Origin of the sequence: Streptomyces tardus, from assembly GCF_018101125.2 — a bacterium.
Taxonomy (GTDB): Bacteria; Actinomycetota; Actinomycetes; order Streptomycetales; family Streptomycetaceae; genus Streptomyces; species Streptomyces tardus.
Genome location: NZ_JAELVF020000001.1, coordinates 557,869 through 572,767 on the forward strand (window position 1 = coordinate 557,869; position 14,899 = coordinate 572,767).

Here is a 14,899-nt window from a genome sequence, read left to right on the forward strand (position 1 = left end):
GGGGAGGGGCTCAGACCACCGGCGGGAGCCGGTCAGTCACCCGGGTCCGAGGCGCCCTCGGCCTCTTCCAGGGCCTCCTGCAGCGCCTTCTGCTGCTTTCCGTACTCCTCCCAGTCGCCTTCCTCCAGCGCCTTCTGGCCCGCCTCGTAGGCGTCCTTGGCGTCGGAGAGTGCGTCCTCGACGGAGGTCGGCGGACCGTCGTTGTCCGGAGGCGTGGTCTCCTCCTCGTCCTCGGCCGGCGGATCGTCCGAGGAGTCCTCGTCACCGCCGCCCGAGGTGTTGAACACATTGTCGAGCGCCTGCTCCAGAGTGTCCTCGAAGGCGATCTCCTCGCCGTACGTCACCAACACCTTCCGCATGCGCGGGTAGTTGGTGCCGGCGCCGCGGACGTAGACCGGCTCCACGTAGAGCAGTCCGCCCTCCAGCGGCACGGTCAGCAGGTTGCCGTACTCCACCTCGGAGTCACCGCGCTGGAGGATGTTGATCTCCCTCGCGATGTCCGGATCGGAGTTGAACTTGCTCTGCACCTGCTGTGGGCCGGCGACGGTGGTGTTGGACGGCAGCTTCAGAATTCTGATCTTGCCGTACTCGTCGCTTCTCGCGTCCGCGTCCACCGCCATGAAGGCGCCCAGAGTCTCACGGCGGTTCGGGTTGAACGTCGTCGTGAGCGAGAAGGTCTGCGCCTTCTGGTCCGGCATCTTCATGCTCAGGTAGTACGGCGGCACCGACGGGTTGTCCTTGTGCGTCGGGTCGTCCGGAATCTGCCAGCGCTCCGAGCCGGAGTAGAACTGGCCCGGCGTGTCCACGTGGTAGCGCTGGAGCAGCTCGCGCTGCACCTTGAACAGGTCCTGCGGGTAGCGGAGATGGTCCATCAGCTCGTCGCTGATCTTCTCCTTGCCCTCGACCGTCCCGGGGAAGGCCTTCATCCAGGTCTTCAGCACCGGGTCCTGCTTGTCCCACTCGAAGAGCTTCACATCGCCGGTGTACGCGTCGACGGTCGCCTTCACGGAGTTCCGGATGTAGTTGACCTCGTCCTGCTGCGCGATCACCGAACGCTGGCCGTCCGCGGTCAGCGAGTCCTCGGTGGTGTCACCGAGCGTGGTGCGCGAGGAGTAGGGGTAGCCGTCCGAGGTCGTGTAGGCGTCGACGATCCACTGGATCTTGCCCTTGACGATCGCCGGATACGGGTCGCCGTCGATGGTCAGCCAGGGGGCGACCGCCTCCACGCGCTCCTTGGGGGTCCGGTTGTAGAGGATGCGCGAACCGTCGCCGATGGCCGAGGAGTACATGAACTGCGGCTCACCGAAGGTCAGCGCGTACGCCGCCCGGTTGAGCGGGCCGGACATGCTCACACCGCTCTTGCCGGTGTAGTTGTACGTCTTCTCGCCCTCGTCGTCCGCGTAGTCCAGCTCCTTCTGGGGTCCGCCGACGATCGAGTACTGCGTCGTCTTCTCGCCGTAGTAGACACGCGGTTGGTACTTGCCCGCGAGGGTCTCCTCCGGCGGCAGGTTGCGCTCGGAGAAGACCGGCGTGCCGTCGTTGCCCACGTCGGTACCGCTGGCGGCGACCATGCCGAAGCCGTGCGTGTACTTGAAGTGGTCGTTGATCCAGTTCCGCTCGGGGATGCCGTCGATGTTGATCTCGCGGAGACCGACGACGGTGTCCCGCTCCTTCCCGTCCTTGTCGGCGTACCGGTCGACGTCCAGCGTGTCGGGGAAGGTGTAGTAGCCGCGGACCTGCTGGAGCTGGCGGTACGCCGGCGGGACGACGCTGGGGTCGAGCAGCCGCAGGCTGGCGGTGGTGTCCGCGGCCTCGCGCAGCTTCTCGTTCTCCGCACTGTCGTCCGGAGTCGTGCCCTTGTAGTCGGAGACGTCGGCGTCGTTGATGCCGTATGCCTCCTGGGTCGCGTCCATGTTCTTCTTGATGTACGGCGTCTCCTTGACCAGCTCGTTCGGCTGGACCTGGAACTTCTGCACGATCGCCGGGTAGAGACCGCCGATCAGGATCGCCGAGAGCACCATCAGACCGAAGGCGATGACCGGCAGCTGCCAGGTGCGACGCCACAGGGCCGCGAAGAACAGCACCGCGCAGATCACGGCGATGATGAAGAGGATCGTCTTCGCCGGCAGGTACGCGTTGGCGTCGGTGTACTTCAGACCGGTCCAGTCGGTACCGCGGATGCTGCTGGACTTCAACGCCAGCCCGTACCGGTCGAGCCAGTACGCGACCGCCTTGAGTGCGACGAAGAGCCCCAGCAGCACGGAGAGATGGCCGGTCGCCTGCGAGGTCGCACGCGCACCGGGGGTGGTCAGCCGCAGTCCGCCGTAGAGGTAATGGACCAGGGCGGCGGCGATCAACGAGAGCACCGCGGCGGCGAAGCCGAAGCTCAGCAGGAAGCGGTAGAACGGCAGGTCGAAGGCGAAGAAGGAGATGTCCTTGCCGAACTGCGCGTCGGTCTTGCCGAACGAGGTGCCGTTGACCCACATCAGCCAAGTGCGCCACTGACCCGCGGCACTGGCGCCCGAGATCAGCCCGACCAGCGCGGTGATCCCGAGGAGCACCCACTTTTTGAAGGGCGCGATGCCCATCCGGTAGCGGTCCAGGCTCTGTTGCTCGAGCGACATCGCGCTGAGCGGCGGCCTGAGCCGGTGGGCAAGCCAGATGTTGAGGCCCACGGTGATCGACATCAGCAGACCGAAGAAGGCGAAGAGGCCCACCTTGGTCCACAACGTCGTCGTGAAGACCGTCGTGTACTGGACGGACTCGAACCAGAGCCATTCCGTCCAGAACCCGGCAAACATGACAAAGAGCATGGCCAGCACTGCCAGTACGCCTGCTGTCGTCAGCAGCGTCTTGGCGCGCCTGGAAGGCTGGCCGACTCTGATCCGTGGTCCGGTGGGGCCTCCTGAGCCCCGGTCCGGCATCTGGAAAGCCAAGGTGCGCACCTCGAAGATCGCAGTGGGTGAAGCAGTAAATGAAGCGGCCCCGCATACTAGGGCCCACCCCATCAACTTACTCAAGCTTTACTCAGTTCCCGTTCCCGGGGTAGGGCAAGGCACGATATGGGGATGAGCAACCTTCCCGACAACGGCACCCCGTTGGCCGCCAATCCACTGACCAGGGCCGTACTAGAGATCGACGGCTACGCCTCGGGCCTGGGCTGGGACCAGCCCGCCCGACTTTTCGCACTGGTCGACACGGCCCGACTCCGCGCCCAGGAACCGGCGCTGGCCGACCAGTTGGGCCTCACCGACGACGCCGAAGGCGACGAGGGCAGCGCACCGGCGCCTCTCACCCCGGTGGAGCAGGACGAACTTCCCGCCGGCGTCCCGCTCGACGAGTTCCTCGCCACGATCGCCTGGCCGGACGCGGTCGCGGGCTGCGCGCTGACCATCGAGCGGCTGATGCTCCCGCCGACCGCCGAGGAGTCCATCCCGGCCGGGCTGGACGACGGCGAGCTGGCGAAGTGGGTCGCGGAGCACCCGGACCGCCAGGACGTACGCATCACCGTGGCAGTGCTGCGGGACGGCACCCGCGACTCGGCGCTGCGTCTGAAGCAGAAGGACAGCGAGACCGAGGTCCTCACCGGTTCCTCCCTCGTCCCGGGGCTCGCCGAGGCGCTCGGCGCGACCTTCTCCTGACCGCTCGGCGCACGGTCCCCGACACGCCTCCGCCCGCCGGTTCGATCGCCGGCGGGCGGAGGCGTGTCGGGGGTGCGGGCTCCGGGGTGCGGGCGTCCGCGATGCTGGGTGCCGCGCGATGCGGGCGTCTGTCATGCGGGCGCGACGCGCGGGCTGTCGGAGCCGGTCGTGCGTCCGGCGCACGGAGCCGTTCGTCGGGCGGTCAGTCCCTGCCGCAGACCGGGATCTCCTCGGGCGTGCCCTCACGCACGGACTTCAGCGCGTCGAGCGCGTCCTGGAGCGTGCCGACCTTCACCAGCTTCAGACCGTTGGGCACATTGCGCGTCGCCGAGGGGCAGTTGGCCTCGGGCGTCATGAAGTACGAGGCACCGGCGGAACGTGCGGCCAGGGTCTTCATCTGGATGCCTCCGATCGGCCCGACCTTGCCCTCGGCGTCTATCGTGCCGGTGCCGGCGACGAACTCGCCGTCCGTCAGGTCCGTGCGGCTCAGCTTGTCGATGATGCCGAGCGAGAACATCAGCCCCGCGCTCGGACCGCCGACGTCCGCCAGCTTGATGTCGATCGGGAACGGGAAGGTGTACGCGCTGCCCGCCTGGATCCCGACGATGGCCCGCTTGTCGTCGTCCGCCGCCGCGGTGGTGACGGTGACCTTCTTGGTCCTGCCCTTGGTCGGGTCCTCGCCGTCCTTCTCCGCAGCCGCCGCCTCCTTGACCGGTACGACGGTGAACTCCGTGTCCTCGCCCGGCTTGTGCTTGGTCACCAGCTCGGCGACCTCGCCCGGCCTGCCCACCGGCTCGCCGTCCACGGCCTTGATCACGTCGCCCGCCCGCAGCGCGCCCTCGGCCGGGCTGTCCTTGACGACCGCGGCCACCACCGTGCGGGTGGGCACCTCGATGTCCAGCTCCTCGAGGGCCGCCGCCTTGGCGCTCTCCTGTGACTGGCTGAACTCCTCGGCGTTCTCCTGCTCCGCCTGCTCGGCGGTCTTGCCGTCCGGGTAGAGCGTGTCGTGCGGCACGACCGCGCTGTCGTCCCGGAGCCAGCCGTAGACCGCCTCGGGAAGCGACATCTGGTAGTCGGCGCTGGTGACCCGGACCGTCGTCATGTTGAGGTGGCCGCTCGTGGGGTACGTCTTGCGGTCCTCGATGTTCAGGACCGGGTCACCGCCATGGTGCCCGAGGGTGTTGACCGTGGGGCCGGGAGAGAGCTCGGAGTACGGCACGCGCACCACCAGCATGGCGCACAGCAGACCTATGAGAAGGAACAGCGAGCTGAAGATCGTCGCATGACGGCGTGACATGCCCCGACACTAACGGGCGGCGTCTTCAGTCTGCCGTCCGGGACGGGCTGTCCGTGGCGGCTCCGCTCGCCACCGGCTCGCGCAGGGCTTCCGGCGGCGAGGGGCGGGCCTCGCGGGCGTTGGCGGGAGAGTGCCGATCGACGTGCTCCACAGGGGAGTTGAGCTCAACCCCGGAGCGGTTCCGGCGGCGGGCCCGGGCCGGCGGCCGGTCGTCGCAGACCGGTTGCGGTTCGTCCTCGGCCCGCGGGGGGCTGTCTGTTTCGGGCGCGGGCGCGGCTGCCCGCATTTCGCGGGGGCGTTCCATCGCGCTGCGGAACGCGTCGTATCCGGCGACGCCCGCGGCGTCACCGCCGCCGTTCATCCGTCGGCGGGTGGCCCAGGAGGACCACAACCCGGCTATGCAGACCGCCATCACGGGTATCAGCAACCAGACAAGTGACGCCATGACCGTTCCTCCCGGCTCTTCGCCCCCGCGGTCGACGGGGGCGAAGGAGTTGTCCATCGGAGATGTCAACAGTCCGGCGCGACTGGGGGTTACGCAACCGGGACAGGGGCCGCAGGCGGGCCTCCCGGAGCGCTTCGGACGGTCAGCAGGCGCCGACCCACTCCTGCGTTCCGTCGGCGAACGTCTGGTGCTTCCAGATCGGGACCTCGTGTTTCAGGTCGTCGATCAGCATGCGGCAGGCCTCGAACGCCTCGGCGCGGTGGGGGCAGGAGACCGCGACGATCACCGCCCGATCCCCGATCTCGAGATCACCCACACGGTGGAGCGCAGCCAGCGCTCGGACCGGATGACGGGCGCAGACTCGCTCGGCGATTCGACGCATCTCCTCCTCGACGGTCGGATGCGCCGAGTAGCTCAGCCTGTCCACGTCGGCACCGCCGTCGTGGTCGCGGACAGTGCCGACGAACAGCGCGGTGCCCCCGGCCGCGTCGTCACCCACAGCAGTGAAGACCTCGTCCAGGGAGAGCGGTGCGTCGCGCACGGCGAGCAGCTTGATCGGGTGCTCGGCGGCCTGCTCGCCCGGGTGGTCGTGACTCTTTGCCATGCGCCAATGCTGCCGCACGAGTCCCGGGCTCAGGCGCGCCGGGTCCGTACACCGGACGCGCGCGGGGTCGCGGGCCGGTGCGCACCACAGGGCCGCAAGGCCGGGCAGCGGCCACGAGGCCGGTGCGCGGGGCGGGGACACCAGGCCGCGGGCCGGGCCGCCAGGCCGCGGGCCGGTGGGCGCACGGGGTCCGTACAGCGGGGCGGCAGGCGGCGCGTACGCCGGGCGCTCTGCCGGGCGGGGCGGGTGGTGCGCTAGAGACCGCGGCGGCGGCGCGCACGGCGTACCAGCGCTGCCGTACCGACCAGTGCGACGGTGGCGCCGGCGGCACCGAGCGTGGTGGCGGCGTCCTTGCGACCCAGACGGCGGCCGGCGACCGTGTGGTGCCCGGACACCTCCTCCAGCAGGGCGGCCAGTGCCTCCTCGTTGGTGTACTCGGGCCGCCAGCCGGCCGCGTGCAGCCGGCTGCCGCTGACCACCCAGGGGTACATCGTGTACGCGAGGTCGCCGGCCGGCGAGGGGGTCAGCCCGAGGCGGTGCAGCCGGGAGGCGGCACCCAGCGCGACCGCGGAGGGCAGCTCCATCCGGCGCAGACCGGACAGCTCCTCGACCTCCTCCTGCTCCAGCCAGCCCTCGCAGCCCACCGCCAGCTCGCCCTCGGCCTTCTCCAGAGCGGCGAACTCCAGGGCGCTCGCCAGATCGTCCACGTGGCAGAACTGCCAGCACGGCCGGGAGCCGGCCACGACCAGCAGCCGGGGGGACTCGAAGTAGCGGGTCAGCGCCGTGTCCGTGCCGCCGACCAGCATCGCCGGGCGCAGCACGGTGACGTTGAGCCCCGGATGCGCGCGGGGCGCCCGTCTGGCCAGCTCCTCGATCTCCAGCAGGTCGGAGATGCCGGTGCCGTCGGCGGTCGCGGAGAGCTCCGCGTCCTCCGAGAGCGGTACGTCGTTCTCCGGGAGCGCGCCGTAGACCATCGCCGAGGTGCACAGCACGACGCGGCGCACCCCGGCCGCCGCCGCGGCGGTGAGGACGGTCTGCGCCCCGCGGACGTTGTAGGCGGTCCGGGCCGCGGGGTCGGTGCCGAGGTCGAGGTCGACGGCCAGGTGGACCACGGCGTCGACCGGATCCCCGTCCCGGCGGAACCGCTCGGCGATGCCAGGGTCGCGCACATCGGTGATGTGCCACTGCGCCTCCGCGACGTCGCCGCGCTGGTCGTCCAGCGCCAGGACCTCCTTGATCTCGGGCGAGTCGACCAGCCTCCTGGTCAACAGCGCCCCCACCCCCGTCGCCGCCCCGGTGATCGCGATCGTCGCGTGGGCACCGTTGTTTCGCGCAACGCGAACGTACTGCTCCTGGGAACTCACCAGGCTTCTCCCGCGGTTGTCTCTGGTACGGCCTCCACCGGCACCCATCCTGCCTGACGCCGCGCCGACGGATGTCTAGGCTGGAGATAGTGCTCGTCACAGGAGAGGGCTGCGGGCAGCGTCCGCCGCCCGTGTCGCCGGCACCGGCAGACCACCCATCCGCGACCGTACAGATCCGAGGAACCCCGTGAGTGACACCCCATTCGGATTCAACCTCCCGCCGGAGGAGCCGGAGGACGGCGACGAAGGCCGGGACAAGCGCCGTCGCGAGAGCGGCTCGTCGGACCAGGGCGGGGGCGACCCGTTCGGTTTCGGCACGGGCTCGGGCGCGGAGAACCCGCTCGCCGCGATGTTCGGTTCGCTCGCCGGGGGCCCCGGAAACCCCGGTGACCTGGGCGCCGCCTTCCAGCGGCTCGGGCAGATGCTCAGCTACGAGGGCGGCCCGGTCAACTGGGACATGGCCAAGGACATCGCCCGCCAGACCGTCGCCCAGGGCGCCGAGGACGGCTCGAAGGACGCCAGCGTCGGCCCGGCCGAGAAGGCTTCGGTCGAGGAGGCCGTACGCCTGGCCGACCTGTGGCTGGACGGCGTGACCTCCCTGCCCTCGGGTGCGACGTCTGCGGTGGCGTGGAGCCGCGCCGAGTGGGTCGAGGCGACGCTGCCGGTGTGGCGCGACCTCGTCGACCCGGTGGCCGAGCGGGTCGGCGCCGCGATGGGCGACGTGCTGCCCGAGGAGATGCAGGCCATGGCCGGCCCGCTGCTCGGCATGATGCGTTCCATGGGCGGGGCAATGTTCGGCACCCAGATCGGGCAGGCGCTCGGCGTGCTGGCCGGTGAGGTCGTGGGTTCCACGGACGTCGGCCTGCCGCTCGGCCCCTCGGGCAGGGCCGCGCTGCTGCCGGGCAACGTCACCGCCTTCGGTGAGGGGCTCGGCGTGCCGCAGGAGGAGGTCCGGCTCTACCTCGCGCTGCGGGAGGCCGCCCACCAGCGGCTGTTCGTCCACGTGCCGTGGCTGCGGTCGCACCTCTTCGGCGCGGTCGAGGGCTACGCCCGGGGCATCAAGGTCGACACCGAGAAGCTGGAGGACGTGGTCGGCCGGATCGACCCGAACAACCCCGAGGAGCTTCAGGAGAAGCTTCAGCAGGGCATGTTCCAGCCGGAGGACACCCCCGAGCAGAAAGCCGCGCTCGCCCGTCTGGAGACCGCGCTCGCACTGGTCGAGGGCTGGGTGGACGCGGTGGTCCACGCAGCCGCAGAACCGCACCTGCCCTCCGCGGGTGCGCTCCGCGAGACGCTGCGGCGCAGGCGGGCGACCGGCGGCCCGGCTGAGCAGACGTTCGCGACCCTGATCGGGCTGCAGCTGCGTCCTCGCCGGCTGCGGGACGCCTCCCGGCTGTGGGCCTCGCTGGCCGACGCCCGCGGCGCCGACGGCCGCGACGCACTCTGGGAGCACCCCGACATGCTGCCCACCGCGGCCGACCTCGACGATCCGGACGGCTTCGTGCACCGCGAGCACGTCGACTTCTCCGAGCTGGACCGTCTGCTCGGCGACGCCGCCGAGGGTCGCAAGGACGCGGGCCGCCGTACGGACCGAGGCGCGGACGAGGGCGGCAGCGAGGGCCGTACCGAGAGCGACGGAGACGACGGCAAGGGCCGTACGGATCTGCGCAAGGACGAGGGCAGCACCGACGACGCCGAAGGCGACGCTGGCGGCGGGAGCGGCAAGGACTCGTGAGTCTGCACACCGAGGCGGCGCGGTCGCTCGAGGAGTGGATCGCGCCGAGCGAGGAGCAGGACGCCCTGCGGCACGCGTACCTGGACCACCTGCTCGCCCACCGCGACGGCATGTGGAAAGCCTGCGCCGACGGCCATCTGACCGCGAGCGCGCTGGTGGTGGACCCCGTGGGTGAGCGGGTGCTGCTGACCCTGCACCGCAAGCTGAAGATGTGGCTCCAGATGGGCGGGCACTGCGAGCCGGAGGACGAGGGCCTGGCCGCGGCGGCGCTGCGGGAGGCTACCGAGGAGTCCGGAGTGGTCGGCCTGCGGCTGCTGCCCGGCGGGCCTGTGCGGCTGGACCGGCACACCACGCCGTGCGCCGTGCATCTGGACGTGCAGTACGCGGCGTTGGCGCCGCCGGACGCGGCCGAGCGGATCAGCGAGGAGTCGCTCGATCTGCGCTGGTACGGATACGGCGACGCGGCCGGGCGGGCCCGGCTGGCAGAGGTCGCCGACGGTTCGGTGCTGCGCCTGGTGTCCGCGACCCGCTCCCGGATCGCGGCGGCCCAGCCCCTCGGCCTCGGCGGCGCAGGCCGCAGCGGGGGCGGCTGATCCGGGCGTTGCTGCTCTGCGTTGGCAACCCGGGCGTAGCTGATCCTGTGGCTGATCCGGGCGCTGCTCAGAGCGCGTGACCGGCATCGGCGCGTGGCTCGCGGGCGGGGCCCAGCCGTCGGCTCCGCGGCCGGGCGGCCCGGCGCGGGACGAGCGCCCCGGATCGCCCGCCACCGACGGCTCGGCCCTCCCGGCCGTGAGCCGCGGCGCACGTACGCCGTCCGACTCCCGCTCGGGAGGGGTGTTGCTAGTAGCCCCAGCCCTGGCCCTGGTTCACCCCGCGGGCGCCCTGGTTGCCCATGCCGTACTGGGCACGCAGGCCCTGGCCGATCTCCGCGCCCTGCGGCGGCAGCAACTCGCTGGGCTGCACGAGCGCGTAGCCCTCCCCCATGAAGCTCAGCTCCCAGCCCTCGCCGGTGGAGCCCCGGCGCCGCCACACACCGGACGAACTCGTCTGGGCCTGGAGCTGCACCTGGAGCGAGGTCGACCAGGCGACGACCGCGTCGGAGTCCGCGCTGACGTACTTGTCGGGGGTGACCTGCATCATCAGCGGCTGTCCGGACGTCATCAGTGCGACCTTGCCCTGACCGGTGATGACGAGGTTGTACTTGCCCGAGCCGGAGATGCCGTACTGGCTGTCGACACTGATGACGTCCCAGTGCAGATGGGAGTCCATCGCCAGGACGTACGAGCTGTCGACCGTCAGGCCCTGGAAGTCGACCTCCATGATGTGCACGGACTGCGCGAGGTTGGCGAGGTAGACCGTGCCCTGGCCCGAGCAGCGCATCAGGTCGATGACCTCGCCGGTCCACCACTGGGCGTGCTGCTGCTGGCGGCTCAGATACTCGCCGTCGAACTCGATCATGCCCTGGTACGCGACCATGCTGCCCTTGCGGGCGAGCACGTCCTCGTGGCCGGTGAGGGCCACGCGCAGCATCTTGTCGTTCTGGAGCGCGTAGCGTTCCTGGCTCTGGACCTCGGTGTGGCCGAAAAGCGGGCTCTGCATGGTGTCTTCGCTTCCCTTCAGCCGCGCGCCCGCAGGCGGTCGGCGCTGTCCTCACTTGGCTGGACGACGACGAAGCCCTGCCCGGAGAAGCCGAGTTGGTACGCCTCACCGCTGCCGCGGCCGATCATCGAGGAGGCCTTGAAGCTCCGCTTGCCCTTCATCTTCAGTCCGCTCGACCAGGCGACCAGGGCGTCGGGGTCGACATAGGTCTCGTCCTCGCCACGGCCGCAGTCCACGACGACGGGCGTGCCGCGCGAGGTCAGCGCGACCCAACCGGTGCCGGAGATCGCGACGTTGAACAGTCCCTGGCCGGCGAACTTGGCCATGCCCTTGACACGCTCGACCCCCCAGTCGAGGTGGGCGTCGAAGGCGAGGATGTTGGTGCCGTTGACCGACAGGCTGTCCTCGGAGAGGTGGAGCACCACCACGTCGGCGCCGTAGTCGGCGAGGTACAGCAGACCGTCGCCGTGGCAGCGCATCAGCGGCGCGCCCTCCCCGGTCAGCCACTGCGAGGCCATCCTGCGAATGGCAGGAGGATTCGGCTCGTACTGGACGAAACCCTCGTACGCGACCATCGAACCGGTGCGCGCGAAGAGGTCCTGGCCGGTGGCCATGGCGACCTTGAGCATGCTGCTGCCGTGGCACTCCATACGTGCGGCCGGCGGCGACGGGGCGAAGCCCGCGATGGATTGCTGGTGCATGACGGGCTCCCTCAGACCTCGTACGGCTGGACGACGATGAAGTTCCCGGGCGCGCCCCGGAACTGGAGGTTGACGCTCTCGCCGCTGTGGCCCGGGTAGGCCTGGCGGCGGAGTCGGACCTGGCTGCTGACGATGACCTGCGCCGCCGCGGACCAGGCGATCACGGCCTGTGCGTCGGCGTAGGTGGAGGGGGTGACCGGAAGCACGACGGGGGTGCCCCTGGTCTTGACGATGATCGTGCCGGTGCCGTGGAACTGCATGGTGAACAGAGCGCCGCCGGGGATGCCGTGCCCTTCGATCCGGCGCACCTCGTACTGGAGCGACTCGTCGAAGGCGAGGACGTTCTCCGCGGAGACGCAGATGGCGTCGCCCTGGAGCTCCAGCGGATGCACATAGGCGGCCTCCTCGGCGAAGAACACCTGGCCGCTGCCGCTGCACCGCATCAGCTGCATCTCCTGGCCGGTGGCGTTCCCGACGATGCGGCCACGGATCCCGGCGCCCTTGTAACCGAACTCGGCCTTGCCCTGGTAGAGCACCATGCTGCCCTGCTTGGCGAGCACGGGCTGGCCGTCGACTCCGAGGTCGACGCGGACGAGCTGTGCGTTCTGCTGCGTCCAGCGCTGGCCGTTGGGAGCTTCCCGGTACTTCTCCAGAGTGACGGCGAGGCCCTGGCCACCTGCCTGCGGTACGCCGTATCCGGGCTGCTGCCCCGCGACCGGCGGGGTGTGCGCACCCGGCGGCGCGGTGGGGCCGGGTGCTGCCGGCGGCGCGAAGCCTCCGGACGCGGGCGCGGCGAAGCTGCCGCCGAAGGAGGGCGCGGGCGGAGCCTGCGGCGCGTGCGGCACCTGCGGCGCGTGCCCGGCAGTGGGTGCCGACGGCGGAGGCTGCGGCGGGCCGGGAGTCACGGGCTGGTGCCCGCCCTGACCCGGCACCGCCAGTCCGGCAGCCAGAGTCGGCGCGGCATGGTGCGGCAGCGGGGCTGCAGGGGCCTGCGCGGGCTGCGGTGCCGGCGTCGGCTGCTGCGGGGGCGGCGGCGGTGTCTGCTGCTGCGGCGCGGGCGGCGCTGGGGCGGCGGCGCCCGGGGGCGGCGCGAAAACGGGCGGCGGGCCGGACGGCGGCGCGAAGGCCGGCGGCGCAGCGGGCTGAGCGGCCGGCTCGGGCTCCGGCTCCTCGTCCTCCAGGACCTCGCCGCCGAAGTTCTGCAGGAGGGCGTCGAGTCCGCCGTCGAAGCCCTGCCCGACCGCGGCGAAACGCCAGGCGTTCTTGTAGTAGATGTCGCCCAGCATCACTGCCCGCTCGGTGCTGAACTCCGCACCGGTGAAGGGGTAGCGCACCACTTCCTCGCCGCCCGCGACGATGCGGATGTACCCGGGGCCGACCTGCGACATCTGTCCGTCACCGTCGATGGTCGCAGTGAAGGAGAGGTGGCGGACGGCCTCGGGCACCAGGTCGAGGGTCACCCTGAACGACTCGGTGTCCCCGGCCTGTTCGCCGAGCTGCTGGATGGACTCCTCGGGCGACTTGGGCTGGTTGTAGAAGATGAAGTAGCGGTCGTCCGAGAGCCGTTCCTCGGCGTCGAGCCCGAAGCAACTGATGTCGAAAGTGACGCCGGGGGCGTCTATTCGCACACCCACGTACAGATCGGTGCCCGCTGTCAGATCACTGAGCCTGGCCTTGTGGCCGCGCTGGAATTCCCTGGCCATGCGTAACGCCCGTCCCCCAACCCGTTTTTGCTGAGATGTCCTGGCGAGCGGCTCGGCCGCCCGTCCCACGCCTGCCTACCCTGACCGTGACGCACGCCCGGTGCCAAGCGGTTGCGGTGATTGCTGCGCCAGGCTAACTCGTCCCTGTGACAGAGCCGACAGCAGCCGCCGCCGGGACGGCGCGGAAACCGGACGACGGTTGACCGTACGGCTCACGGGCAGGGCGGGGGCGGGCGCGGCGGTTTGCGCGGGCGCGTCGCTCTCCGAGGACTCGGTGCTTCCCGGTGCAGAGGGCGGAGGCAGGGGCGGGGTGGGGAGCACCGTGCTGCCGGGGGCCGGGCGCCCGGCCCCCGGCAGCACGGTGCTCCCCACCCCGCCCCTGCCTCCGCCCTCTGCACCGGGAAGCACCGAGTCCTCGGAGAGCGCCGCGCCCGCCCCCGCCCTGCCCGTGAGCCGTACGGTCAACCGTCGTCCGGTTTCCGCGCCGTCCCGGCGGCGGCTGCTGTCGGCTCTGTCACAGGGACGAGTTAGCCTGGCGCAGCAATCACCGCAACCGCTTGGCACCGGGCGTGCGTCACGGTCAGGGTAGGCAGGCGTGGGACGGGCGTTACGCATGGCCAGGGAATTCCAGCGCGGCCACAAGGCCAGGCTCAGTGATCTGACAGCGGGCACCGATCTGTACGTGGGTGTGCGAATAGACGCCCCCGGCGTCACTTTCGACATCAGTTGCTTCGGGCTCGACGCCGAGGAACGGCTCTCGGACGACCGCTACTTCATCTTCTACAACCAGCCCAAGTCGCCCGAGGAGTCCATCCAGCAGCTCGGCGAACATGCCGGGGACACCGAGTCGTTCAGGGTGACCCTCGACCTGGTGCCCGAGGCCGTCCGCCACCTCTCCTTCACTGCGACCATCGACGGTGACGGACAGATGTCGCAGGTCGGCCCCGGGTACATCCGCATCTCGCACCGGCTGCAGGGCATGCCGGAGTACGTCCTGGACTACGTGTTGCTGCACGAGCTGGCTCATCTGCTCGTACCGGGCCACGGGCCCGGTTTCTGGCGCCTGTTGGACGCCTACCCGCGGACCGAACGAGCCCGCGGCTTCCTGGACGGAGTCGTGGCCGCGGATCGTCTGCCGCACCGCCCGGTAGCCCCGTCGGACCTGGGCCGCAGTCGTACGACTGCGGCCCGTCCGACGGGGCTACCGGGCGGTGCGGCAGACGATCCGCGGCCACGACTCCGTCCAGGAAGCCGCGGGCTCGTTCGGTCCGCGGGTAGGCGTCCAACAGGCGCCAGAAACCGGGCCCGTGGCCCGGTACGAGCAGATGAGCCAGCTCGTGCAGCAACACGTAGTCCAGGACGTACTCCGGCATGCCCTGCAGCCGGTGCGAGATGCGGATGGTGCGCTCGGACGGTGTGCAGGAGCCCCAGCGGCTGTTCTGGTTGGTGACCCATCTGACCGCTTCGGGACGCACTTCGCCCGCGAGGTAGCGCTCCGCCAACTGCGCCGCCCGGTCCAGGAGTTCGTCGTCGCTCAGCAGCTTCCTCGCGTCCTGTGCGGCGAGCTTGTCGACCATCACCCGCACCCAGTGCCGCTCCTCCTCCACCGACATCCGCGCAGGCAGGAGCACGATGGTGCGCCCCGCCTCGCGGTAGGCGGAGACCGTGCGGCGGCGGCGCGAACTGCGCCGCACCTCGACCGGAGGACGCACCGGACCGCTCGGGGCCTCCGGGTCGGTGGCGGCGGGCGGGGCAGGGCTGCCGCCGGCAGCCTTCAGCGGTTCTGCGGACACCACCCGACCGTACCCCC

The 14,899-nt window shown here is 70.7% G+C and carries 11 protein-coding genes and 3 pseudogenes; 5 read left to right on the top strand and 9 right to left on the bottom strand.

What is annotated here, in order from left to right; genetic code table 11:
• Positions 1-32: 32 nt before the first annotated feature.
• Positions 33-2,945: a UPF0182 family membrane protein gene (locus tag JGS22_RS02365; RefSeq protein WP_308405476.1), complete on the bottom strand. Its 2,913-nt coding sequence runs from the start codon at positions 2,943-2,945 to the stop codon at positions 33-35.
• Between the two features lie 123 nt (positions 2,946-3,068).
• Here JGS22_RS02365 and JGS22_RS02370 point away from each other — a divergent pair, with 123 nt between their 5' ends.
• Positions 3,069-3,641: a PPA1309 family protein gene (locus tag JGS22_RS02370; protein WP_211039041.1), complete on the top strand. Its 573-nt coding sequence runs from the start codon at positions 3,069-3,071 to the stop codon at positions 3,639-3,641.
• Between the two features lie 202 nt (positions 3,642-3,843).
• On the opposite strand, the gene JGS22_RS02375 is transcribed toward JGS22_RS02370, so the two are convergent.
• The 4 genes from JGS22_RS02375 to JGS22_RS02390 all read right to left on the bottom strand — a co-directional run bounded on the left by JGS22_RS02375 (position 3,844) and on the right by JGS22_RS02390 (position 7,351).
• A complete protein-coding gene (locus JGS22_RS02375; protein WP_211039042.1) occupies positions 3,844-4,938 on the bottom strand; it encodes a YlbL family protein in 1,095 nt (364 codons plus the stop codon).
• Between the two features lie 25 nt (positions 4,939-4,963).
• Positions 4,964-5,383 carry a hypothetical protein gene (locus JGS22_RS02380; protein ID WP_211039057.1) on the bottom strand — a complete coding sequence of 140 codons (420 nt, stop codon included), beginning with the start codon at positions 5,381-5,383 and terminating at the stop codon, positions 4,964-4,966.
• A gap of 142 nt (positions 5,384-5,525) precedes the next feature.
• Positions 5,526-5,987, bottom strand: coding sequence for a molybdenum cofactor biosynthesis protein MoaE (locus JGS22_RS02385; RefSeq protein ID WP_211039043.1), 462 nt, complete (start codon positions 5,985-5,987; stop codon positions 5,526-5,528).
• Positions 5,988-6,241: 254 nt separating this feature from the next.
• Positions 6,242-7,351, bottom strand: coding sequence for an NAD-dependent epimerase/dehydratase family protein (locus tag JGS22_RS02390; RefSeq protein ID WP_211039044.1), 1,110 nt, complete (start codon positions 7,349-7,351; stop codon positions 6,242-6,244).
• A gap of 187 nt (positions 7,352-7,538) precedes the next feature.
• Between JGS22_RS02390 and JGS22_RS02395 the strand changes: the two genes are divergently transcribed.
• Together JGS22_RS02395 and JGS22_RS02400 are read left to right on the top strand one after the other, a co-directional pair.
• Positions 7,539-9,086 (top strand): zinc-dependent metalloprotease, encoded by a 1,548-nt coding sequence (locus JGS22_RS02395; protein ID WP_211039045.1) that lies wholly within the window; start codon positions 7,539-7,541, stop codon positions 9,084-9,086.
• A complete protein-coding gene (locus JGS22_RS02400; RefSeq protein WP_211039046.1) occupies positions 9,083-9,679 on the top strand; it encodes an NUDIX hydrolase in 597 nt (198 codons plus the stop codon). Before JGS22_RS02395 ends, JGS22_RS02400 begins: the two co-directional genes overlap by 4 nt.
• Positions 9,680-9,926: 247 nt before the next feature.
• On the opposite strand, the gene JGS22_RS02405 is transcribed toward JGS22_RS02400, so the two are convergent.
• The 3 genes from JGS22_RS02405 to JGS22_RS02415 are packed head-to-tail and all read right to left on the bottom strand — an operon-like array spanning position 9,927 to position 13,089.
• Positions 9,927-10,685, bottom strand: a complete 759-nt coding sequence (locus JGS22_RS02405) for an AIM24 family protein (protein WP_211039047.1) — start codon at positions 10,683-10,685, stop codon at positions 9,927-9,929.
• Positions 10,686-10,702: 17 nt separating this feature from the next.
• On the bottom strand, positions 10,703-11,386 hold the full coding sequence (locus tag JGS22_RS02410) for an AIM24 family protein (RefSeq protein ID WP_211039048.1): 684 nt from the start codon (positions 11,384-11,386) through the stop codon (positions 10,703-10,705).
• Positions 11,387-11,397: 11 nt separating this feature from the next.
• On the bottom strand, positions 11,398-13,089 hold the full coding sequence (locus JGS22_RS02415; protein WP_216814809.1) for a TerD family protein: 1,692 nt from the start codon (positions 13,087-13,089) through the stop codon (positions 11,398-11,400).
• Between the two features lie 613 nt (positions 13,090-13,702).
• Between JGS22_RS02415 and JGS22_RS02420 the strand changes: the two are divergent.
• Both JGS22_RS02420 and JGS22_RS27260 read left to right on the top strand, forming a co-directional pair.
• Positions 13,703-14,050 (top strand): annotated as a pseudogene (locus tag JGS22_RS02420) (TerD family protein); the annotation flags it as partial.
• Positions 14,036-14,242, top strand: a pseudogene (locus JGS22_RS27260) (M48 metallopeptidase family protein); the annotation flags it as partial. The pseudogenes JGS22_RS02420 and JGS22_RS27260, both read left to right, overlap by 15 nt.
• A 37-nt stretch (positions 14,243-14,279) precedes the next feature.
• On the opposite strand, the pseudogene JGS22_RS02425 reads toward JGS22_RS27260, so the two are convergent.
• Positions 14,280-14,882: pseudogene (locus tag JGS22_RS02425) on the bottom strand (M48 metallopeptidase family protein); the annotation flags it as partial.
• Between the last annotated feature and the right edge of the window lie 17 nt (positions 14,883-14,899).

What these genes read in the sequence shown, in the direction of transcription:
- JGS22_RS02380 (WP_211039057.1), bottom strand. Translation starts at nt 5,383, where the DNA reads ATGGCGTCACTTGTCTGGTTGCTGATACCCGTGATGGCGGTCTGCATA.
- JGS22_RS02415 (WP_216814809.1), bottom strand. Translation starts at nt 13,089, where the DNA reads ATGGCCAGGGAATTCCAGCGCGGCCACAAGGCCAGGCTCAGTGATCTG.
- JGS22_RS02370 (WP_211039041.1), top strand. Translation starts at nt 3,069, where the DNA reads ATGAGCAACCTTCCCGACAACGGCACCCCGTTGGCCGCCAATCCACTG.
- JGS22_RS02375 (WP_211039042.1), bottom strand. Translation starts at nt 4,938, where the DNA reads ATGTCACGCCGTCATGCGACGATCTTCAGCTCGCTGTTCCTTCTCATA.
- JGS22_RS02385 (WP_211039043.1), bottom strand. Translation starts at nt 5,987, where the DNA reads ATGGCAAAGAGTCACGACCACCCGGGCGAGCAGGCCGCCGAGCACCCG.
- JGS22_RS02405 (WP_211039047.1), bottom strand. Translation starts at nt 10,685, where the DNA reads ATGCAGAGCCCGCTTTTCGGCCACACCGAGGTCCAGAGCCAGGAACGC.
- JGS22_RS02410 (WP_211039048.1), bottom strand. Translation starts at nt 11,386, where the DNA reads ATGCACCAGCAATCCATCGCGGGCTTCGCCCCGTCGCCGCCGGCCGCA.